The sequence below is a fragment of the Pseudomonas sp. 3HC3 genome (genome assembly GCF_044904505.1).
In the GTDB taxonomy this organism is placed as follows: Bacteria; Pseudomonadota; Gammaproteobacteria; order Pseudomonadales; family Pseudomonadaceae; genus Aquipseudomonas; species Aquipseudomonas putida_Y.
Window position 1 is genome coordinate 1 of the sequence record NZ_JADDRH010000030.1, and the last position, 22,067, is coordinate 22,067.

Here is a 22,067-nt window from a genome sequence, read left to right on the forward strand (position 1 = left end):
ATCAGTGGAAGACAGGGAATCGTGTTTCGAACTATGCTTTTTCATGGTCTCGCCCTCGCTGCCGTTGGCTTCTTCGAACACCACCGTGGCACTGTGATGCCTCGGCGGGGGCGAGTCCATCGATTACGACGGTTGCGTTCAACCACCGGGCCGGGGGGGCTGGGCGTGGGTCAGATATGCGGCGCCTCATACGCATTCAACTGCTCCACAAACCGCCAATGGCTCTTCTTGCCAAACCCCATCAACTGCTTCAACCGGATATCCCAACGCATGTGGTGGTTGGCAATCCATGGCAATGCAAACAGGTGCGCCCCGCGCCAGGGGATGAACGGGTTACGCCGCAGGCTGGCATAAATTTCGACGCGGTGGCTGGCCTGGTGGCTCGCGCAGCGGGCATGGAAACCAGAGGTATCCGCCACCACCAGGGTGTTGGCTGGCACCGCAAAGCGACGGGGCGGCGGCAAACCGAGGGCAGCCAGCTCGGGCTCGTCGATACGGAACGAACCCTCACGGTGCATCTGCTCGCTGGAGCGCGCAGCCCCCAGGCTTTGACGATACTCCCAGGCCAAACGCTCCGGCGTCAGGCGGTGCGACCCCGGCACATAACTGAACGGCCCTTGGTCATCCGCCACATCGTCCAGGAACAACCACGCCTTCGCCGTAGGGTGAAAGGTGTCGGCATGCAGGCGGGTCTGCGGGTCCTGGTCGGCATTGGCGGCATCGATCACGATCGACTGCAACTGGTAGGTAATGCCACCGGTATTGGACGACGCATAGGCAATCAGGTCGCGTACCCCACGGTCCGCCACAAACGCCGCACTGGCCGGGTTTTGCGCCAGCACGTCCTGGTCAAGGCTGACCCGGCGGGTAACCGCGCGGCCCTGGCGCATTTCCCAGCCGGTGCTGCGCAATGCGCCCAGCTCGGCGCGCAAGGCTGCAAACTGCTCGGCAGGCAGGGCGTTTTCACGAATGAAAAACCCGTTCTGCTCAAAATGCGCGCGCTCACCGGCATCCAGCCGCGAGGCCAGCGCATTGCGACGGTAACCAGCCATGGCCATCGCCAACTGACGACGCTGCACATGCAGGCCCAGGGCATTGAGCCGGGCGCTGCCCAGCACCGGGTTGTTCTCGAACGACTTGGCATGGGTAGCCAACTGCAGGCAATGCCAGGGGAGTGCCGCGTAACGGCCGATGTCCTTGATCGAAACAGGCATGATCTAGTCCTTTGATGGGGCCAATGGCCGGCCACAGCCGAGCATGGTCCGGGTATAGTTGAGCAACGGCGCCACTCGCCGATAGGCCACCCGCGCCGGGTGTGGCGCGTTGAGGCAGGCGAGGGCGTGCCAGGCATCGCAGGGCAGGTCTTGCTGGACGTCGGCATAGCGCGCATAGCGCAACAAGGCGCCGGCTACCAACTGGTCCAGGGTTAAACGCCGGGTGCGGCGCGGCAAGGGCTGATGGTCCTCGGTCAGGCCCCAGCCGGCATAGAACGGCGTGCCATAGGTGACCACCGGCAGCCCGCGCAGCAAGGCCTCGAAACCGGCGGTGGAACTGAGCGTATGCAGTGCATCGACCTGGCCATACAGGCTGGCGATGTCCACACCCGCCAGTACCTGATCGGCCAGCCCCACCAGTTGTGCCGGGGCGATTTGCCCGCGGCGCTTGCCGGCCTCCACGTCGGGGTGCGGCTTGTACAGAATCCAGGCATCCGGCAACCGCGCACGCACCTGTTGCAGCAGGCGCAGGTTGCACCCGGCACCGCCACCGCTGCACAGCGCCGAGGCGTCGTCCTCGACCTGGCCCACCACCAGTACCCGCAGCTGCCCCGGCTGCGCCAGCAGGGCCGGGCGCACCTTGCTGCGCAGGTTGAACTTGCTGGTGCCGCTGGCAACGATCTGCGCCCGCAAGCGCGCCGCTTCGGCCAGGCATGGGGCGTCGAATTCGCCATGCTGCAACAGTTGCTCCAGGTCGCTGGCAGACTGCGCATCATAATGAATGCCACCCCGGTCCAGCACCAGTGACAGCGCCGGGCTGTTGGTTGCCCCCAACCCCGTGGAGCGCAAGAAACCATCCTCGACCCGCCACAGTGGCACCCCCGCCTGGCGCGCACGTTCGGCCAGGCCGGCCGGCTCGCGCGCAGCCCACACCAGCAGCCGGCCCTGTTCGGCCGCTACCTGGCTTATCAGTTGCGGGCCGTCCACGCTGAAGCGCAACTGCCCCCAACGGCTAGCAAAAAAACGCCGGATGTTGTGCTGCTTGTGCCGCTTCACGCCCAGTACCGTGGTGGGGCCGGCAAACGCAGCATCGCGGGCTTTCTTGTTGGCCAACTGGCGGGCAACGGTCAAGGCATCGGTCAATTGGCCGCTCAATGGGTCGACATAACGGCAGTAGCGCACATAGGCCGCCGCCACCAGTTGCACAAGGTCTGGCCGGGCCTGTCGGCGAGCAATGGCCATGCGGTCATCGGTCAACCCCCAGCCCGCGTAGAACGGCAGCCCGAAACAGGTCACCGGCACGCCCTGGATCAACGCCTCCAGCCCGGCCTGGCTGGTGCCCACGTACACGCGCCGGGCACGCCGGGCCAGTGACGCCCAGGCTACCGGCCGCGCCTCCAGCGTGACCCCACGGGCCCGCGCGGCATCCAGCAGGCAACTGGGCTTTTGCCCGCCCAGGCAGTCCGGGTGAATGCGCACGCGCACGTCGGCATCCGGGTTTTCTGCCAGGGCCTCATCCAGCATTCGCACGTAGTCGGCTTCGCATAGCCCGCCACCCGGGATCGAATAATCCCCGGCAGTCTGGTCCACCACCAGCACCAGCGGTCGTTCACGGCCTAGCGGGTCGTCGTCGGGCAGGTCCTGGGCGTTGTTGTACTTGCCGATGCCGCTGCTGCGCATCAAGGCAATCAGTTCGCGCGCGCAATCGAGTTCGTATGCGCTGAGCGCCTCAGGCTGCTGCAGGATGTTTTCCAGCAGCGAAGGGCGGTCTGCCAGATAGTGGATGCCCACCGGGTCGACCACCATGGACATCGGCGTATCGCCCTCGATGCCCAGCGAAGAAGAGCGCAAAAAACCGTCTTCCAGCGCAATGTAGGGCAGCCCCCAGCGCTGGCACAGCACCCGGGCATGGGCCGACGACTGCTTGTAGCCGATGCCGGCAATGGCCTTGAGCCCTTTGGGCGCCTTGCGGCCGCGGCGCCACAGCCAGAAAGGCGGGCCTTCCGGGCCGAGGAACTGCGGCAGGTGCAGCACCTTCCAGGCCACCCATTGCGACATGATGCCGACCCAGCCGCTGCCGTCTACCAGGGCATCGGGCGGTACGTAACCTTCGGGCGGGTGGGGTACAAAGGGCGGTGTGTTGTGCATTACACGGCCCGCCACATGTTACGCACCGGCGGGAACGGCACCCAGCGCTTGCGGCGCAGGGCAAAGCCATTATGCAGGTACAGGTGCTGCGCCCGATGATTGCTCAGCGGCACCTCCAGCTCTACCTGGGTAAAGCCCTGGCCGGCGGCATGCGCGCAGCACGCCTGCACCAGCGCCGAGCCCACGCCTTGCTGGCGTGCGGCCTTGCTGACCCGCAGCCCGTACAGCAAGAACGGGTAGCGCCATTCGCGCAGCTCGCTCAGGCAGAACCCGATAAACCGCACCCAGCCACTCAACACGCCGAACTCACGCACGAACGGCCGCCAGTGCAAGGCAAACGGCCCGCGCCGGCCATGCTTGAGCGCGGCAAAGCCCAGTGCCTGCTCGCCATCGAAGGCCAGCAGCACACGGTCCCAGTGGATAGCCGCCCCCAGCAGGCGATAGCGGCAGGCCGTATTGCCAATCAGAAACGCCAGCGACCCCCGCCCCTCGGTCAGCAAGCGGGCCAAGGCAGGGTCTGCGGCACGCTCCGGCGACAGGTCCGATCCCAAAACGATACGCACCACGTTGTCAGGCTACCCCGGCACTGGCCACAGGCGTGTCCTGGCGGGTTGCCGGCGCCAAGGCATGGGCGAGCAATGTGCTGGAAAGCTGCTGCACCGGCATTGGCCTGGCCCTGCAGCCAGGCTGGCGGCGGTTGGACCACACCAGGTAGTCGGTATCCCCCGCGGGCGCACCAACAGCCTGATACACCTCGGGCAAAATCGGCACATGGTCGCCAAAGAAGCACAGCAGCGCCTCGTTCGGCTGGGCCATCAAGGTTTCGCGCAGCATGCCCAGCATGCGGTCGGCATTGCCGATGTGCCGCAGGTAGGGCGCCAGGTCTTTCATGCCCGGTTGCAGCGGGCGGTTGAACCAGGTGGGCAGTTCGTGCGCGGCTACGTTTTCCAGGTGCAACGGGCCATGGTTTTCCATGGTGACCGCATGGATGAACAGCGGCTGGGTGCGGCCTGGCGCCTGCAGCAGCGCGCGGATTTTGTCTGCCACGGCGCAATCACCAATGAACGGCCCGGCCTTTTGCGAAGCGTTGAACGCCTTCACATCGATGAACTCATCAAAGCCCAACGCCGGCAGCACCTTGTTGCGGCCATAGAAACCACCATCGTACGGGTGGATGCAAATGGTCCGGTACCCCTGCGCCTTGAGCCTGGCGGCGATACTGGGCAGGCCTTGGCGGGCCAGCACCCGGTACGGGTTGAAGCGGTGCACGCCCAGCCGGTCCGCAGGGATGCCGGTGAGGTAGGCGAACTCGGTACGCACCGTATTGGCGCCCCAGGCGGCCACCTGCAGTTTGCCCCGGGCCAGCGCCTGGCTGGCCAACAGGTCGTACTGGTCGAGCACTTGCGGGCGCACGCCAGGCCAAAGCCCGCGCACATCGAAGAACGACTCGCTCTGCACCGAGACCAAGTCCGGCAGCGCCTCGGCCTGGGCCGCTGGCGGCTGCGAAGAGGCCGGCACAGCCCCACCAGCAAACGGCGAGCCCAGCCCATCGCGATCCACCGGCGCCCGCGCCGCCCAGAAGTACCGCCACAAGCTGGCCGCCAAGCCCCAGCCGCGCACATCCCGCTCGGCATCAAAGCTTGGCTTCACAGGCCGATGCCCCAGGCGCAGCAAGCCCAGGCCCAGCGCCAGTGGCAGCAACGCCTCAAGCCGCGCGCCCGGCACCTCGAAGCTCAACCCCGCCCACAGGTAAACCAGAAAGCCCGCCGCCAGCAGCGCGGCCTTGCCAAAGCCAAAGAACGGCAAGTACAACCGCGGGAACTTCACTGCATCGCTGAAATACTCGAAATCCGCACACACAAACGGCTCGCGCAGCGAGTGATACTTGGCGTTGCTGACCAGCACGATCAGCAGCCATAGCAGCAACACATTCACGCCACTGAACAACGGCCGCGCCGTCAGTGCATACAACAGCCCGAAGGCCACACACCACAGCCCCGCGTGCAGCAGCCAGCAATCGGCCGGGCGACGCAGGGCAGGGCGGGGAACCAGCAGGCGCTCGACCGCGACGGTCAAGCCCAGGCCGATCAAGGCGACCGGCAACATGGAAACATCAATCACTGTACTTCAACCCACGCAGGATCATCGAAGAAAGCCACTGCGGGATAAGCCCCAGCAGCCAGGTGCCCAGGTTGAGCGGGAACGGAAAGCTGATACGCGCCTGGTTCGCCGCCAGCCCGCGCTTGATACGCCTGGCCGCTTTGTCGGCGGTCCACAGAAAAGGTTTAGGCCCGGGCATTTCGAAGCACATCTTCGACTCCACATACCCCGGCACAATCACATTCACTTTTACCCCTTCCGGCGCCAGCCAGTCGCGGATGGCCTCGCCGTATACGCGGATGGCGGCCTTGCTGGCGCTGTAGGTTGGTGTGACCGGCAAGCCACGCCAGCCCGCCAGCGAACTGAACAGGGCGATTTGCCCATCGCCACGGCTGCGCATGGCGGGCAGGGCGGCCTCGACAGTGGCCAGGGCGGCCATCACGTTCACTTCCATCAGGGCGCGGCTGTCGTCCCAGTCTTCCGCTTCGCCATTGGCGCCCACGGCGGTGTTAAGCCCAGCGCCCACCAGCACCAGGTCGGGCTGATGCTGCTCGCTTACCCGGCGCACCATGGCCCGCAGGGCGTCCAGGTCGCGCACGTCGAGGGCTTCCAGCAGCACCTGGGCACCCAGGGCGCGGCATTGTTCGGCCATTTCGGCCAGCCGGTCCTGGCGCCGGCCTTGCAGGATCAGCGTCACCCCCGGTGCGGCGTAGGCGGGCGCCAACGCGCCACCGATACCGCCTGTGGCGCCGGTGATGAGGATGCAGCGGGGTGAGGCATGCGAACTCATAGGTATTTTTCGATTCTTGAGGTTTTCGCCATCAGCACTTCCAGGCAGTTGGCCACGGCCATGTCCATGCCGCAGGCGGTGTAGAAGCCGCCGTTGACCTGGGTGGTGTGGATGACGGTGTTGCGGAAGCGATGGAAGAGCTTGATGTCCGGCATGTCCGGGGTGTGCCAGAAATCTGCCAGGCTGCCTTGGTGGGTAAGGCCGGGCATGGCGTAGATAGGGTCGGCCAAGGTGATGGTCGGGCGCCCGTGCAGCAGCGCCGAAGCCCCGGCGGTGCTGTTGACGGTAATCATGCCATTGATGTGCGAGAGCAAGGTTGGCATATGCCCGCTTTCCATGAACTCGACCCGGTCGGCCACGTCGTATTCGCGGGCCAGTGCCTCGGTGACGCGCCGGTAGTTGACCAGGCCAGGCGTCAACGGATGGTTCTTGACCAGCAGACGGGCATTGAGCGGGGCGTGCAGCGAGAACGAGTCGATCACGTGCTCGATGACCTGGGTCATGTTGTCGAACGGCGAGTGATCGCGGATCTGCGCGTCGCTGTCCAACTGCAGCGGCAGCAGGTAGGTGGGCTGGCGCTCACGGGCGACATCGGCGACCAGCGCGTCATCGCGGCTGCGGGCGCGGAGCAGGCGCAGGCCTTGGCGGACGTACCCCATATACTCCACAGCCGCGTTGAAGGGGGCGTGGGTTTGATACTTAGGATAGAACAGAGCATTCAACGCTCCGCCAGCGTGATAAAGCACGTCGTGAGCGGCACGGGCTGCAAAAGACAGTTTGAAGGGGTTGCCGTTCTGGTAGCGAGGAATGTGTTTGCCTACCTCGCGATACCAGTCAGGGTCCCGTGGCAAGCGCGAGTTGTTGTTGACGCCATCGCGCTCCAGGGTAATCCAGTAGGGCCGGAAGTAGCCTTCTTCGAATACATGTACCCGAATGCCCTGCAAACGCGCGAGTTTTATCGCCGTGCGGTGCACGGGGCGGCAGTCGCCAAACAGTACGAGATCAGTGATGTCCAGCTGGCGGAAAACCCCTGCATACCATGCTTCCAGGTCATCAGCTTTGCCAGGGCAGGCCATGTTCGGGCCATCGGCACCATACAGTTCATCGCCCACATTAAAGCGCACGCTGTGCACATACTGGCCAATATCACGTAAGGCTTTCGCCAGGCGCGCGAAAAAAGGCGAGCTGACGCCTTGTAGAAATAGGAAATTGCCGGTGGGAGCGCGCAGCAGAGGACCACGCGTCGCCCTTGCATTCAGTTTGTCGGGCGCTTCATGCCCAACAAACTGCTCAAGCGTCGTTTCAAGTCCTGCCATCGAGAGGGGGCTCCTGGCTGCGGCGTTAGCGCGTGCCAATTCTGTAATTCGTACAAGGTTTGTTCAGGGGTGGTAAACCGATTGGTGATGCGGCTTACATAGGTGGGGTAAAGCAGGAGTGTGCCGGCAACCAGTTCATCCAGGCTCAGTTTGCGGCTGCGTCGGGCTTTTACATCCGTTGACAGGTCCATGTCACGGGTCAAGCCCCAGCCGGCATAGAACGGCTGGCCATAGGTGGTGACGGGCACGCCGCGCAGCAGTGCTTCAAAGCCAGACTGTGAGGTCAGTACGTGCACTTCATCGACGACTTCCAGCAATTGCTGGAGTGGCGTGTTGCCAATGACTTCATCGCACCAGTGCACGGTTTGCTCTTCGTCACCGCCACGGGCACGGGTGCCAGCCAGCACTTCCGGGTGGGGCTTATACAGGAGCCATGCGCTGGGGTTCTGTGCGCGCACAGCTTTCAGCAACTGCAGGTTGCTACGTATGCTGTTACCGCCAAATCGAATGGAGGCGTCGTCTTCCACCTGGCCGGTGACCAGGATGACCTTTGCTGCGCCGGCAGGGCGACTCCAGTTAGAGCCTGGCAAATTGTATTTGGTCAGCCCGGCAGCGCATATCGCCTTTCGTAGCGACTGGGCACGGCCAAGCAACTGCGCGTCGAACTGCTCTGTCGCAAGAATGCGCTCCAGACGCGAAGGTCGCGTGGCGTCGTAGTAGATGCCAATATCATCGAGCACCCACGACAGCGGTCTTGCCTTGCCTGCGCCGAGCCCTACAGAGCGTAGAAAGCCATCCTCGACCCGTTTGACCGGGTGAGGGTGCGTGTTCAGGTCATCATCGTGTTTACAGCCCCAGGCTACCACCGGCAGGTCTTGCGTCAGCGGATTTTCGGGCTTCACGAAGCGAATTTCTGCGCCGTTGAAGAACATTTCAACCAGTGGCTCTTTCCAGCGGCTGAATCCCAGCATTTGCACGGAGGTCGGCAGTACGCTGCGGTGACGTCTTTGCAGACCAAGCCAGTTGATCAGTAGCTCCGGGGAGCACGGTACGCCCCGCTCTGGGCAAACGTATCGTGGGTAGTCCACCAAAGTGGCATGAATCAATTGCGTCAAGGGTACCGGGTGGCGTCGTGACGGTGCGGGCAAGCGGTCTTCGGTCAGGCCCCAACCGGCGTAAAACGGCATGCCCCAAGTGTGTACTGGCACATTCCACAGCAGGGCATCAAAGCCGAGCTGCGAAGTCATCACAAAAACGGCGCGCATGTGTGGCAGCAGGTCGGCCGGGTGGGCATTGCGCGCAAGTATCTGTACCCGAGGGTTGCTTGCCAGTGCAGTAAGATCGAAGTGTCCTTGCTTGCGGCCTGCGACTACATCCGGGTGTACCTTGAGCACGATCGTGCTATCTGGATAGCGCGCCAAAGCCGCGTCAAGCATTGCCCGGAAATCTTCAGTGCCGGCGCCCTGCAGTGAAGCATCGCCACTAGTCTGGTCAGCGACCAACACACAGTTCTCAGGAAGCTCTGGCAGCTCGATACGGGCATCGTTGTACTTCGAAACCCGCTGCTGCTGCCAAAGGTCACGAAGGGCCAAGGCGCGTCGCGTCTGTTCCGCATCAAGAGGGGTGGCAATCAGTTGTTCGAGCCTGGAAGGCTGGCTGGCATCGTAATAGACGCCCACGTCGTCCACGATCAATGACAGAGGCGGCTCATCGGCACCTAACCCCACCGAGCGAACGAAACCGTCTTCAAGCGTCAAGACAGGCTTACGCGCTTTCTGCGCTTCGGCCATTGCCTTGATTGCGCTGGGCTTTCGGCCCCAGGCCATAAGCCAGTCGGCATGCTGCGCGTCACGCGCAACCCCGTTCTGAAGAACGTAGTCGGGCAACAAGGCAGGCAGCGTGCTGATGGCCTGGGCGCCCTTTGACAGGATTAGCAGGCGAGGGCGGGGCGAAACGTCATCCATAAACGCGAAGCAGCATCCATTGGCAGATGAGGGGCGACAAGGGCGCGGGGCCTTGGCGAACCGGTGGAAAAATGAGGGCGAATCTTAATACATATTCACATTTGCGCGCGCGCAGATTCGGCTAAAACGCAAAAAGAAATTAGACAATCTGCGTAAATGCTGATGGATGACATCAAAATGACATCTTATCGACGCGGACTGGACCAATCGTTGCCTTGCAGGGCATCCTCGCCACAATCAGTCCTTGACCAATAGTTCCAGCAGGTAGGCATATTTCTCTTGCAGGAGCTCCATCTTGTCGCGCTCTCGATACTCCTCGATCGTTTCGGGTCGCAGGCAGTGGAACAATGCGGTCAGCAGGAATACGTAGTGCAGGTTACGCAGGGCATCTTCGCGATCGAATCGTTCCGTCAGCGCGGCGGAGTAGGCCTCTACGAAGTCCTTCCGTGCAGCCAGGAAGACGTTCATCTCCTTGCGCCTGAAGAGGCTGCCAAGGTAAGCACCACCATCGAATCCCACCCGGCCAACCTTGACCTCGCTCCAGTCGATCAGGTGCAACTGCCCTTTGACCACGAACAGGTTCTTGCGCAGGTAATCCATGTGGCTGATACAACGAGGGCTGCGTCTCGCTTGGGCGGCCAGTCGCTGAATGACCGGTGTAAAGGCTTTGAAGCGCTGGGCCAACCCTGCAAAACGTGGGTCCTGCCTGCCAAGCTGCTCAAGCCCTGGCAGGCAGCGAGCAAAGTTGAAGCGTGGTCGCAGCAGAAACCAAGGGCGGAAAAAATCCATGCTCCAGTGCAGCAGTGCCTGCCGTGCCGGTCGCCCCTCAAGTTCAAGGTAGTCGTGGCTCAACACTTCGAGCTCGGCGATACCTTGTGCCAGTTGTTTGGCAATGGCGTGCATTCGGGGAGGTTTGCCACGTACGAACGCGGTAAAGATAAAACTCTCCCAAGGGGTCTCGATGACGCCTAGGCAGGCCGGGTGGCGAAAATGCATGCTGCCCGCAAGCATTCCCTCGGCGCGATGGAACCTTGCCTCTTGGCTACCGAGGAAGGCTACCTTGCGTATCGACTTCTCTACCACTTCCAGCGGCTTCCCGGTGCTTGGGTCCGTCACGCTGTGGTGCCGTACGTAGTTGACGAACGAGGCGTTGGAGGCGAGGTCCTGGGTACGGATATCCAGCTGCTTTCCCCGCCAATGAGGCATCAGGTCAACCAGGTGCTGTTCCAGGGGGGCTCGCTGCCAGCGGTAAAAAGTCCTGTTCAAGGCGGGCTGGCAGGGGGGAGGGATGACATCCATGTAGGGGGGACGGTGTCCGATCTCTATCTAGAAGGGGCGTATGCTGCTGCATACATGGCTTGGGCACAACGAAAAAATACGATAAGACGTTGATGGATAAGGGCGAACAGGCATCATCTGCCTTCTCACTGGATCGGTTTGGGGCAAGAAAAGCACGCCCTGCATAGCGGTGAAGCCGCACTCCGCAGTGTTGTTCGAGTGCGCGCTTTGAATTCGGTTCCCTTCGTTTGGCCGCTTTCAAGCGTAGGGCCGCCAGTCGCCGTTACCTGCGCAAGTGGCAAAAAGTGAAGGGAAGGGGGAGGGGCGTGAATGTGGGGACATCCGTTTTTGGCACCCACCAGTCAGATTATCAACAGACCACAGGCTGCCGCGCTTTGCTTCGTGATGTAAAAACTTTAACATTTGCGGCTTCGCATTTTTCAGATGTCGTCAGGGACGAAAATGAATCACCTCAGCATTGCCAAAGAAGCACTCATTGCGCAAGCCCAAGCAGTCACGCAATTGTCTGACCGCCTTGATGGCGAATTTCAGAGCGCAGTCGAACTTATCCTCGGTTGCCAAGGCCGCACAGTGGTGTGTGGCATGGGCAAGTCCGGCCTTATCGGCCAGAAGATGGTCGCAACCTTTGCATCCACCGGCACCCCCAGCTTCTTCCTGCACCCGGCCGAAGCCTTCCATGGCGACCTGGGTATGCTCAAGCCAATTGACGTACTGATCCTCATCAGCTACAGCGGCGAGACCGAAGAGCTGATCAAGCTGATCCCGAGCCTCAAGTCGTTCGGTAACAAGATCATCGCCATGACCGGCAACGGCAAGTCCACGCTGGCCAAGCATGCTGATATCTGGCTGGACATCTCGGTCGAGCGCGAAGTCTGCCCGAACAACCTGGCACCAACCACCTCCACCTTGGCAACCATGGCCATGGGTGATGCGTTGGCTGTAGCGCTGATCGAAGCCATTCAGTTCAAACCAATGGACTTCGCGCGTTATCACCCCGGTGGCAGCCTCGGTCGTAAGCTGCTCACCCGTGTACGTGATGTGATGCATTCGCCGGCACCCGTGGTTACCCCGACTACCAGCTTCCATGACTGCCTTTTGGTAATGACGCGCAGCCGGCTTGGCCTGACTGTGGTGATGGATGAGGAAAAGCTCGTCGGCATCGTGACTGACGGTGACCTTCGTCGCGCCTTGCTGGAGAACGAAGGCGTCGTTCGCGAGACGGTTGCACAGTTTATGACTCCAAAGCCTCACACTATCCTGGAAGATTCGCAGCTGTCGGAAGCTGAGTCTTATATGTTGGATAACAAGATTCGGGCGTTGGCGGTGACCGATGCTGAAGGTGCCGTTGTAGGTGTTGTTGAGATTTTTGACTGAGTAAGATTGGTGCCTCAGCCAAATTCCCTGAGCAAGTGTGCTGCCGCCAATAAAGTTCCCCGGCGAATTTTAAGAATTCTTTAACTGGGGCATGGATTGAGAATTGAGGATGGAAATGGTTCTAGAACAACTTGAAGGGCCTCACTATAAGCTTGTGCCTTGCCCAGGGGCGACACGCCTACTAGTTTTCTTTGCTGGAACCAATAAGACCGATGGTAAGTTTGATTTCTGGCGGGTAGGTAATGCGCAGTCGGAGCATCGTCTCTTCCTGAATAATGGAAGAAATGAATGGTATCAGAATGGAATACCTGGATTTGCCGATAGTGTTGGCGGTATAGGGCGTAAAATCGAGCGTATCGCAGCTTCGCTAGGGGCAGTAGAAATTATTCTGCATGGCGTGAGCATGGGTGGATATGCTGCAGCTCTCTTCGCGAAGCTGATCGGCTGCAAGGCTATGGCATTCGGTTTTGATAGTGTTCTGAGAATACCTCATGCGAGAAGTGCGCAGATCTCTAAGTCGGTTGACCTGGTCTTTCCCGATCTTTCGAAAGTAAGCAGTCAGAAGTCAACGAACATTTTGCACATCGCTGGTGAAGCTGATGCGATGGATTTGAAAGCCGCTCATCACCTGCTGGGCTCTGAGGGTTTTTCCACTCTTACTCTTCGTGGTGTGGGGCATGGTGGGGCGCCCTTTATTGAGCTTAAGTACGGCCTGTCTAAGTATGTCGCGACATTCTCCTCGAACGGAGAAATGCCTGACGTAACTGAAAAGGGGCGTTCAGCGCATAGTGGTGCAATTGTTCGGCGGCTCATAGATTTGCATGTAAGTGCGAAGGCGAAAGATTGGCGTCAAGTAGAGTCTAAGGCTCGCTTGGTGTTGGATGTTGATCCTGCACATGAAACTGCAAACTACTGGGTGGGTACAGCGCTTCTGGAATCAAAGTTGGCAGGAGAGGCAATACCGTTCTTGGCCTCGGCGGTTTCTTCGGCGCCACACTTTGCTAATGCTCAGTATCGCTTGGCCAGGGCATATATGGTTCGAAAAGACGTTGAGCGAGCGAAGTTCCATTTGAGCGAGCATGCGAAATTAAGCCCTGACGCGGCCCTGACGCAAGTATTCATCTCGGACTTGACCCGCGTCGAAGGTGATATGAAGGCTGCGAATGAGATTTTGCTGCGAGCTTACCGTATCGATTCAGCAAACAAAAGTGTGCTAGAAAGGATGAAAAAGTATTCACTTGAACCAACTCTGAGCTCGTGATTTTTTGTCCTTCCGTGCGTTATGCTTTCGTTGCGGCGATAATTTCAAGGGCGTCTTCTGGCTAGCGGTGGTCGGAGCCAAACATGAAAAAGCTCAACATTATGTTGAGCTTTTTCATGTTTAAAAGCTCTTTGCATGGTGTGCTAGTCTGAGGAAGCCATCAAGGAGGCATCTGAAAGGGTGTGCATTGGGTGGGTGGTTGATGTGTCCTCTACTAGTAGGAGCGCGATTTATGAAGCTTGGCTATTTCCCAATGTTTGCGTTTCTTTATTTACTAGGCGCGCTGATGGGGGCTGGCGTGGAGGCGTCAACGAATGAACAAGCGCAGCGGGAGAATGGAGTTAGTTCTTTTCAGTCCTTGTCGGCTCGCCACTTGGATTTAAATAGGGCGTTAAATTCAAGCTCTGTGCTTTTTGCCTTGGAAAAAATTCGGGGTAGTGGTGGGGGGCGAAATGGAATTCAGTCCTTTGCTTTCGATGAGCGCAATCGGACTGTCTATACTCTGCATTTGACTGGTATGAAGAGTGGTGGTTCTTCAATTATAAATAACTATCCGCTTGATCAGGCTGTTTCAAAGGTTTCGCTGGGAGCCTCGGATCCAGTCAATGATGTTGTTGGGCATCAAGGGTTAGGCATCGAGTATCTTTCTGATAACGAAGTCAGATTGTGGTCTACTTATCAAAAAGACTTTAGGCAGGCCGTGCGCTTTTCTTACTCGGAGGGTCAGCCTGTCGACGATGTTGAGGTTTTTCGACTATTTGGTGATGAATTCAAGACCCACGTGAGCGCTACCCCGGCAATTAGTACGGATCAAAAGTATTTAATTGCTGCTGGGCGGAAAAAAGACACGGGTGAGCAAGTGGTTCGTGTCTGGAAACTAGCTGATCTTGTGTGTGGTGGGATGGGGGATTATTCCAAGCGGTGGACGTATGAGTGGAGTGTTCAGGATGTGATTGACTCTCAGCATCCGTTGCAAGGTATAGCGAGTGATGGGCGGAGGGTCTGGATTATTGCTGGAAATAGCAAAATTGATGTGTCAAAGCACTTGGCAGTGTACACGCTAGATGGCCAGGTCATAGATAAAGATTTTGATGTTGAGTTAGGTCAGGTTCAAGCGCGGATGGATGGGGTTGGAAAAGAGTTTGAGCCAGAAGGGCTGGCCCTCATAAGTGATGGAGGCAAGATATATCTGTGCGTTGGGGTTGTAAGTGGTGACAAAGGATATAGGAAGGTTAGAATCTATCGAATGCCTATCGATAAAGACTGATCGCTTGTTGCCTAGGATGGAAAGATTCTTATAGTTACTGGATTTGTTGTGGAAAATAATTCCCTGCCCGTTCCCTATGGGGTGTGGGCAGGGAATTCTTAAAGGAATGTTTATTGTGCCATTTTGTTCATTACTTTCGAGTAGCCGGACGCGGTACTGAATACATCGGCTTTGTTTTGCGTGATCAAGATGGCGTCGGCAAGTTCACGAAAAGCCCCGTTGCCTCCCGCTGTTACCAATGTCTGGGTTGCAGCGGCTTTGACGTATATCGGTGCGTCGGCGACGGCAAACGACATACCGCAGGCTGAAAACGCTGGCAGATCAATGCAGTCGTCGCCGATGCATGCGGTCTGCCCAGGCTGTACGTTTGCTTCGGCCATCAGTTGCTTGCATGCTGCAAGCTTATCTTTGACTCCAAATTGGCAAAGCGTAATCCCCAGGTCAGCAACGCGTTTACGCAACGTCGCAGAGTCGCGTCCGGACAGTACTGCAACTCGTACTCCATTTTCCTCAAGTAAACGCATGCCCATACCATCTCGAACATGAAATCGCTTGAGGCATTCACCGCTTGCATCGTAGTAGATGCCGCCATCGGTGAGAACACCGTCAACATCGGTGATTACCAAGCGTATATCGGCCAGAGTCGTCTTGGGAGTAATGTCCTGGCCGTTGATTAGTGCGCGAACCTGTTCCAGGCATTCTGGTGTATCAACACCAGGGCCGGTTGGCTCAACGACATAGGCGCGTATGCAATATCCAGCGGTCATCAGGCGCAGTTGCTCGAGCTTTTCTGCATGTTCCAGCATCGGCTGCGGCAGGCTGGTGTACTCGGCCAACACTTCACGGCGATACGCGTATACGCCAACGTGCTTCAGGTAGCTCGCTGTCTCGCTGTCTCGCGGGTAAGGAATCGGAGAACGGCTGAAGTACAGCGCGTTGCCGTTCGCTGCCAATACCACCTTCACAGTATTGGGATTCCCCGCCTCATGAGCATCGATTGGATGGCAAAGCGTGCCAACATTGACGCTGGAGTCAGCGAGCATGCCTGCGGCCAGTGCTTCGATATCACTCGGACGGACCAGAGGCTCATCACCTTGCAGATTGATGTAGATGTCCGCATCGACCTGAGTCATGACTTCGGCGAGGCGATCAGTACCTGAAGGGTGATCAGGCGAGGTCATCACATACTCACCACTAAAGGCGCGGACCGCCTCGGCAACTCGTTCGTCATCGGTCGCAATAATCACGGCGTGCGCATTCGAAACCTGAAGCGCACGCTCGTAAACGTGCTGCACCATCGGTTTGCCTGCGATGTCCGCCAATGGCTTGCCTGGCAGGCGCGTCGAACCATAACGCGCAGGAATGATGATCGCAACGCGTTGTTCGCTGCTTGACATGCTCACAGTCGATGTTCCCTTAAGCTTGCTTACGAGATAACCAGTGGTGGGAAGGACTTGACCAGATCATCCAGGGCTTTGATTTGCGCAAGGAATGGCTCCAGCTTGTCCAGCGGCAGAGCGCTTGGGCCATCGCACTTGGCCTGGTCCGGGTTTGGGTGCGCTTCCAGGAACAGGCCCGCCAAGCCAACGCCCATGCCAGCGCGAGCCAGGTCTACGACCTGATCGCGGCGGCCGCCAGAGGCAGCACCGGAAGGGTCGCGGTTTTGCAGAGCGTGGGTAACATCAAAAATGATTGGCAGATCTTCGCAGGTGCGTTTCATCACACCAAAGCCCAGCATGTCGACAACCAGGTTGTCGTAGCCCATGCAAGTGCCCCGGTCGCAAAGGATCAGCTGATCGTTGCCGGCTTCCTTGAACTTATGCACGATATTTTGCATCTGGGAAGGGCTGAGGAACTGCGGCTTCTTGATGTTAACTGGTTTGCCAGTCTTGGCCAGAGCCACTACCAGGTCAGTCTGACGTGCCAGGAAGGCAGGCAACTGCAGAACGTCTACCACTTCAGCGACAGGGGCCGCTTGGTAGATCTCGTGAACGTCAGTAATGACTGGAACGCCAAATTCAGCCTTCACTTTCTCAAAGATGCGCAGGCCTTCTTCCATACCTGGACCACGGTAAGAGTGGATAGAAGAGCGGTTGGCCTTGTCGAAGCTAGCTTTGAATACGTAAGGAATGCCTAGCTTTTCGGTGACCCGGACGTACTCCTCGCAAGCGGTCAGCGCCAGCTGCTCGGATTCCAGAACATTGATGCCGCCGAACAGGACAAACGGCGAGGAGTTGGAAACTTCAATGCTTTCGGTAATCTTGATCATGATTCGGTTCACTCTTAAATTATGGGTTCAGCGCAGCCAGGTTTCGAGCTTGCGATGAATGGCGGATGCATCATTGGCCGCCATGGAGTAAGAATTGACATAATAGTGCAGGAGCTCTTGGGTTCGACCTTTGTCAAACGTTAGCTCTTCGTGCAGGCACGCTTTCAGTTCATCGATCGTGCGCGCGTGTGCTGCAACTGCATAGGCATAATCGGCTTCACCGGTGATCACCACTGGTCGCCCGTGCAGTAGCGCTTCAAGACCAACCCCGGAGTTGACCGTAAATACGGACTTGGCACCGGAAATAAGGTCGTGCACTGAGGCGTCGGAAAGTTCAATGATACCCCGCTCAGAGAGTTCCTTGAGGGTTCTTTGGACGCTCATGCTGTTGCAGTAAGGGTGGCGTTTGACCCGTACCTTGGTATCAGTGCCAGCAAAGTGTTCTGCCACTGTTCTGACCAAGTCGACACCGGAGATCTCAGCCAGTGCTGCTACCGTATCGGTGGGGATTTGCAGGGCCACAAACACGTAGTCATCATCAAACTGTACACGGTCCTGCGTCTGCGAATACTTTGAAACGTTATTGGTCACGTACGTTTCGTGCAGGTGCTGTTCATTCTCTTCCAGTGCATCAACCGAGATAGTCTTATTCGCTACGCGAATCTGCTCATGCTCAGCGGCAAGGGATGAGTAGCCGGCAAAGCCTTGGTAATCGATGCTGCATCGGCCTGCCAGAGGCACTTCTTGAATATGTAGATGATTGACATTGTAAGGCGCATTGGTATGGTAGCTCACTACACGCGAACCCGGAATGCTAGGGTCGCAGTTACGCCAGTTCCATTGATGTCTTGGCACGAGCACTAAGTCTTTACGGCCTAGCAGGTATTTGAAGACATTCATCAAGAATTCACGAACCGTAGCGTAGCTTGGCTTCTCCTCGCCTGGTGCGGCAAAAAAGACCGTCGGGATGAAAATCTCGACAACTTTCGAAACATCAACTGAGCGGCTATTGATGTTAATAATCGAGCCTTGATACAAGCCATGGAGGCTTGCTGATGACTCATTGCTCGAAGCAATCTCTACCAGCGCCTGCGCGGGGCCAAGGTTGCGAATTACAGTGTCGAGCCAGAGTTGGTTTTCCTCTGATACAGGTTGGGCGCCGCCTTTATTGCGGTTGATAATCTGTTGCGCCTCGTGTAGCCACCGGCATTTAATGGCGACCTTGAGCTGATCATCAGGATTTATACCCTTCCGGCCCTTTTCTGCTGCCAGCAACTGACGGGCATTACCACGTGCAGCCTGAATCTGCTCACGCATTTCAGGAAAGAATGGCGTAGCACGGTTGATCATCGGCATAAACTTCATGACAACTTCGCGTGGAAACTCAAGAATGCTGCCAAGTGTATTGCGGGCAGCATCGAATAGGAAGTTATCGATTTCGAACGACAGCCGTTTTACTGTTCCGTAAGTTGGGTACAAGGCTTGGCTCGCGCACAGGTATGAGTAGGCCCGAGCGACTTTCGCATCATCTTTCAGCATGTCGCTGATGCGCATCAAAAGCTTGCGCTCAGAGGGGTGGGCGACTTGTGCCTTTATCAATACCTCATATGCTGACTCTTGATCTCGCGATAATTGATAGGCGCGTGCGAGCATGAGTCTATAGTGCAGTCTTGAGGCTATCTCTTCCGGGAATGAATTAATGGCTACAATGAGCTTTTCATGCTCTTTGAGTTGGCTGTGAACCCTTGTCAAGACCCCGTAGTTGGTAGCATTGCCAGGGTTGTCCATAATCGCCTGGCGAGCTTGTTGAGCAATCAGCTCAAGAGCGGAAGTGTCGGAGCCTGCTTTGAGTAATGAAACTTCAAGCGCGCTTGGAGCCGCAGGAGAAGCCGCTTTGGGCTTGGCTTTCGGCTTTGTTTTGGCCTTGGCTTTTGGCGAGACCGTTTTTTTGGGGGCTACTTCGCCAAATCGTAGTTTGGATAACGCATCATTAACTGGTGCGCAAGATGGCGCAAGGTTAAGTGTTTGTATGGCGGCGTCGACAGCACCTTGTTCGGCCTGGATTTTAGCTTTCTCGATATAGCCGAACGAATTGCTTGGATAATGCTGAACGGCATATTCGGAGATCTTCAGGGCGGCGTCATGATCCCCGTTGGCGTAGGCGGAATCCAACGCTTTTCGCAACTGGCTCAGAGAGGTCTCGGAGCGCAGCAATTTATCCGTGTACGCTAAACTGGCGCGATGAGCCCCAAATTTTGAAAGCAAAAATATCGATTTGACGAGTAAATGTTGCTTGAGAGATGACATTATTTAGCTTCGCTCAGCTTTTTCTTGGCTATCGCCAGTTGACGCTTGGTTGTGTAATGTTCCTTGACCTCTTTACGTACATAAGCCTGCGGTTGGCTTAGTGTGTACTTGCCTTTCCAGAGATCGACCAGCGCATTGTGTGCCAGGCTTAGAGAGTTATCAGTATCGACAAAAAGCAGGTTGCGAAGTTGGTCATACTTCTCGATGTGCTTGCCTGGTTCGGATGCCAACTCTGCAATTCCGGGGGCCAGGGCTTCGGGCGAGTCAATGGTCAGGCCCAGCTCGTCCCGTCGAGCGTACTCAAGGCTATACTCGTCGATTTTTCGGCCACCCATTTGCTCTGCTAGGTCATTTTGGAGCAGGGCAATGGGTTTCTGGCAATACATGGCGTCAAAAATGGCACCGCTGTAATCGGAAATTACGATGTCTGCAAGTGCTATCAACTCCAGCAGGTCGTCATTGGCACCAAAGTGAAAAATGGAGTCGAGGTCCATTTTACTTTTACGGTCGCCTTCCAGCAGCTCAGTGTTATGGTGCATTTTCAGCAGTACGTTGTAGTCAACTGAGAGCTCGTAAATAGCGGTCAGATAACGGTCAACGCTGGACAGTTCACCCCAGGTCGGAAGATAAAGCACAGTTTTGCGGGCCGGATTAATCTTGTCCGCATGCTTGGCCTTTGCTGCGATATGAAACTCGGGGCGGTGCCAGTCATCGTATCGAGGATTACCGACCGATGCTGTAGGGCTGAAATGTGCGATGCGCTCCGAGGCGTAAGGTCCGTACGTCATGCAAAGATCGGCCAGCGCACGCCAAGGACCGTAGTTATGCGGCTCTTTAGCGTATCCGTACTGAATCATTGCAATCTTAGATTTTTCAATGGTTTCAATACGGGAGAAAGGTGTCTGACATACAATGATGTCAAACACGCCATCAAGCGTTGGCATCTGAGCCCTGTCCCAGACCATTATCGGCGTGTCTGGGTCATTGAGGATTTCATCGCTGAATTCAGAAATAAAATCTTGACGTTTCTCAATAACGAAGCAGGCACCTGGAAAGGTGCTTGCAAGTTTCTTGATGTGGAGGAACTGGAAGGGGTTCCAGCCAACAAACCCAATCCTCGGAAGTTCAGCCATACTTCTTGATCTCGGCAATCAGCTGTGTAGTGGAGATGCCTTCGGTACGAGGAAGGTAAATAACTTCACAGAGGGACTTGAATTCGTCGAAACGACCTTCCCAGTCATTCCCCATAATCAGGGCGTCGGCACCGAACTCTTTGATGTACTCACCTTTGAGTTCAAGAGACTCTTCTATAAATACTTCGTCCACGCAGGACAGAGCGGCAATAATGTCGCGACGTTCTGCCTCTGGATAAACAGGGTAGCGTTGCTTTTTCGAGAAGTTCAGTGCATCTGAGGAGATACCGACAACCAGTCGATCACCATGGGCTCGTGCGCGCTGAAGGATTTTAACATGGCCAATGTGGAGCACGTCGAAGGTGCCAAAGGTGATGACGGTTCTCATAAATATCCCTTTAGTGAATATGGTAGAGCCAAAATTTATTTACACATGACAATTTATCGCCACGGGTATGTTTGTGATCTAAAGACCGACAGGCAGTACCGTTAATTGATAGTTACCAATTGGAAGGTAAGCTTGTTTTTTGCAATCTTGCCTTTGAATAGTGAACCGTCGCTAGTGATATCGAGGCGATACCAGCCGCGCTTAGGATCGTAAGTCGACTTGGCAAGTGGGTAAACGCCCGCGCTCAGCACTTTGGCATTTGGCTCGGCGCCTGGCTCGTGCGAAATCACTTCAATTGCATTGACGCCGTCTAGGGCATCCATGTCTGCATAGGCGTATGGGGTCGAGAACCAGATGATGCCCGAGTTCGTGCCGCTGACCGAGTTCTTGAGTTTGCCTGCCAAGGAATTGCGATTTTTAAGTTTCAAATGCAATTTCAAAGAGTTGATGCGCTCAAGTGAATCCAGCGGATTTTGGAAGTCCAAGCCAGACATGTCTTTAGGCTCAAGCTCCCACCATCCACTGTTCAGGAATTGGCCGATGGTCTCATCATCGAAGCGATAGCGAACGACTTTCGCTGGGTTGCCACTAACTTCAGCATAGGCTGGAACGTCTTCAGCAACGAATGAATTACTAGCAATAATTGCACCGGTGCCCACTGTAACGCCCTTGCAGATTGATGCGTTGGCGCCGATCCACACGTCATTACCAATAACCGTAGGTGCGGGGGGCTCTGGAGAAGCATTTATCTTCGGATAGTTCTTCACATCCTTGAAGTGCTCGGAGCTGTACTGGAAAGAGTGTGTACTGAAAAAGCTCTGCGGCGCCGCGATGTCCACCGAAATTTTGGTGTTGGCGCCAATGGTGCAATAGTTCCCGACAACGCTATTTGCGCCGATGATGCTATCGCTGGAGATTACAGAATACTTGCCAATCTTGGCTTTTGTCTCTATAACAGCGTTATCATAAATTTTAACCGGTTGACCCAACTGCGAATCTTCCGCTACGTTTGCTGAGTCTGCTACTAATTTTGCGTCCAAGTTTCCTTACCCTCTCCAGAGTATTGCGCTTCCATTATTGCGCTCTAAAAGCAGCTTTCGATTAGTGCGCGCAGCTAATAAGCGCAGGAATTCTACGTGTGTGTCAGTATTATGTCAATCCGTCAAGTGGCCGCGAATTATTTTTTTGTGGGAGATTTTTGATTTTCTCGAGGACGGCACTGAACGAGAGGTCAGAA

At 56.9% G+C, this 22,067-nt stretch carries 17 protein-coding genes; 3 read left to right on the forward strand and 14 right to left on the reverse strand.

The window, feature by feature from the left end:
- Positions 1 to 170 precede the first annotated feature (170 nt).
- The 8 genes from INQ47_RS24585 to INQ47_RS24620 all read right to left on the reverse strand — a co-directional run bounded on the left by INQ47_RS24585 (position 171) and on the right by INQ47_RS24620 (position 10,738).
- Positions 171 to 1,214: a phytanoyl-CoA dioxygenase family protein gene (locus INQ47_RS24585; RefSeq protein ID WP_176685666.1), complete on the reverse strand. Its 1,044-nt coding sequence runs from the start codon at positions 1,212 to 1,214 to the stop codon at positions 171 to 173.
- Between the two features lie 3 nt (positions 1,215 to 1,217).
- Entirely contained in the window at positions 1,218 to 3,362 is a 2,145-nt protein-coding gene (locus tag INQ47_RS24590) for a capsular polysaccharide biosynthesis protein (RefSeq protein ID WP_404702815.1), read from the reverse strand.
- Positions 3,362 to 3,928: a GNAT family N-acetyltransferase gene (locus INQ47_RS24595; RefSeq protein ID WP_121162019.1), complete on the reverse strand. Its 567-nt coding sequence runs from the start codon at positions 3,926 to 3,928 to the stop codon at positions 3,362 to 3,364. The genes INQ47_RS24590 and INQ47_RS24595 overlap by 1 nt, the downstream gene beginning before the upstream one ends.
- Before the next feature lie 4 nt (positions 3,929 to 3,932).
- Positions 3,933 to 5,468, reverse strand: coding sequence for an LTA synthase family protein (locus tag INQ47_RS24600; protein ID WP_404702816.1), 1,536 nt, complete (start codon positions 5,466 to 5,468; stop codon positions 3,933 to 3,935).
- A gap of 7 nt (positions 5,469 to 5,475) precedes the next feature.
- Positions 5,476 to 6,252, reverse strand: coding sequence for an SDR family oxidoreductase (locus tag INQ47_RS24605; RefSeq protein WP_003252728.1), 777 nt, complete (start codon positions 6,250 to 6,252; stop codon positions 5,476 to 5,478).
- Complete coding sequence (locus tag INQ47_RS24610) at positions 6,249 to 7,568, reverse strand: capsule biosynthesis protein (RefSeq protein ID WP_404702817.1); 1,320 nt, start codon at positions 7,566 to 7,568, stop codon at positions 6,249 to 6,251. Before INQ47_RS24610 ends, INQ47_RS24605 begins: the two co-directional genes overlap by 4 nt.
- Complete coding sequence (locus INQ47_RS24615) at positions 7,508 to 9,532, reverse strand: capsular polysaccharide biosynthesis protein (RefSeq protein ID WP_404702818.1); 2,025 nt, start codon at positions 9,530 to 9,532, stop codon at positions 7,508 to 7,510. Before INQ47_RS24615 ends, INQ47_RS24610 begins: the two co-directional genes overlap by 61 nt.
- 237 nt (positions 9,533 to 9,769) lie before the next feature.
- On the reverse strand, positions 9,770 to 10,738 hold the full coding sequence (locus INQ47_RS24620) for a phosphotransferase (protein ID WP_404702819.1): 969 nt from the start codon (positions 10,736 to 10,738) through the stop codon (positions 9,770 to 9,772).
- A gap of 534 nt (positions 10,739 to 11,272) precedes the next feature.
- Between INQ47_RS24620 and INQ47_RS24625 the strand changes: the two genes are divergently transcribed.
- From INQ47_RS24625 to INQ47_RS24635, 3 genes are all read left to right on the forward strand, one after another.
- The gene (locus INQ47_RS24625) at positions 11,273 to 12,205 is read left to right on the forward strand and encodes an SIS domain-containing protein (RefSeq protein ID WP_252458413.1); all 933 of its coding nucleotides are present in this window, start codon (positions 11,273 to 11,275) and stop codon (positions 12,203 to 12,205) included.
- 109 nt (positions 12,206 to 12,314) lie between these two features.
- Positions 12,315 to 13,466 carry a tetratricopeptide repeat protein gene (locus INQ47_RS24630; RefSeq protein ID WP_404702820.1) on the forward strand — a complete coding sequence of 384 codons (1,152 nt, stop codon included), beginning with the start codon at positions 12,315 to 12,317 and terminating at the stop codon, positions 13,464 to 13,466.
- Between the two features lie 232 nt (positions 13,467 to 13,698).
- Entirely contained in the window at positions 13,699 to 14,733 is a 1,035-nt protein-coding gene (locus tag INQ47_RS24635) for a hypothetical protein (RefSeq protein WP_404702821.1), read from the forward strand.
- A 110-nt stretch (positions 14,734 to 14,843) separates the two neighbouring features.
- Here INQ47_RS24635 and kdsB read toward each other — a convergent pair whose 3' ends face one another.
- From kdsB to INQ47_RS24665, 6 genes are all read right to left on the reverse strand, one after another.
- Positions 14,844 to 16,130 (reverse strand): 3-deoxy-manno-octulosonate cytidylyltransferase, encoded by a 1,287-nt coding sequence (gene kdsB / locus INQ47_RS24640; protein WP_252458416.1) that lies wholly within the window; start codon positions 16,128 to 16,130, stop codon positions 14,844 to 14,846.
- Between the two features lie 29 nt (positions 16,131 to 16,159).
- Complete coding sequence (gene kdsA, locus INQ47_RS24645; RefSeq protein ID WP_047605255.1) at positions 16,160 to 17,002, reverse strand: 3-deoxy-8-phosphooctulonate synthase; 843 nt, start codon at positions 17,000 to 17,002, stop codon at positions 16,160 to 16,162.
- A 27-nt stretch (positions 17,003 to 17,029) separates the two neighbouring features.
- Positions 17,030 to 19,309, reverse strand: a complete 2,280-nt coding sequence (locus INQ47_RS24650) for a tetratricopeptide repeat protein (protein WP_252458417.1) — start codon at positions 19,307 to 19,309, stop codon at positions 17,030 to 17,032.
- On the reverse strand, positions 19,309 to 20,442 hold the full coding sequence (locus INQ47_RS24655; RefSeq protein WP_108191493.1) for a CDP-glycerol glycerophosphotransferase family protein: 1,134 nt from the start codon (positions 20,440 to 20,442) through the stop codon (positions 19,309 to 19,311). Before INQ47_RS24655 ends, INQ47_RS24650 begins: the two co-directional genes overlap by 1 nt.
- Positions 20,435 to 20,830 carry a pantoate--beta-alanine ligase gene (locus tag INQ47_RS24660; protein ID WP_108191494.1) on the reverse strand — a complete coding sequence of 132 codons (396 nt, stop codon included), beginning with the start codon at positions 20,828 to 20,830 and terminating at the stop codon, positions 20,435 to 20,437. The genes INQ47_RS24655 and INQ47_RS24660 overlap by 8 nt, the downstream gene beginning before the upstream one ends.
- Positions 20,831 to 20,931: 101 nt before the next feature.
- Entirely contained in the window at positions 20,932 to 21,870 is a 939-nt protein-coding gene (locus INQ47_RS24665; protein ID WP_252458418.1) for a CatB-related O-acetyltransferase, read from the reverse strand.
- Positions 21,871 to 22,067 lie beyond the last annotated feature (197 nt).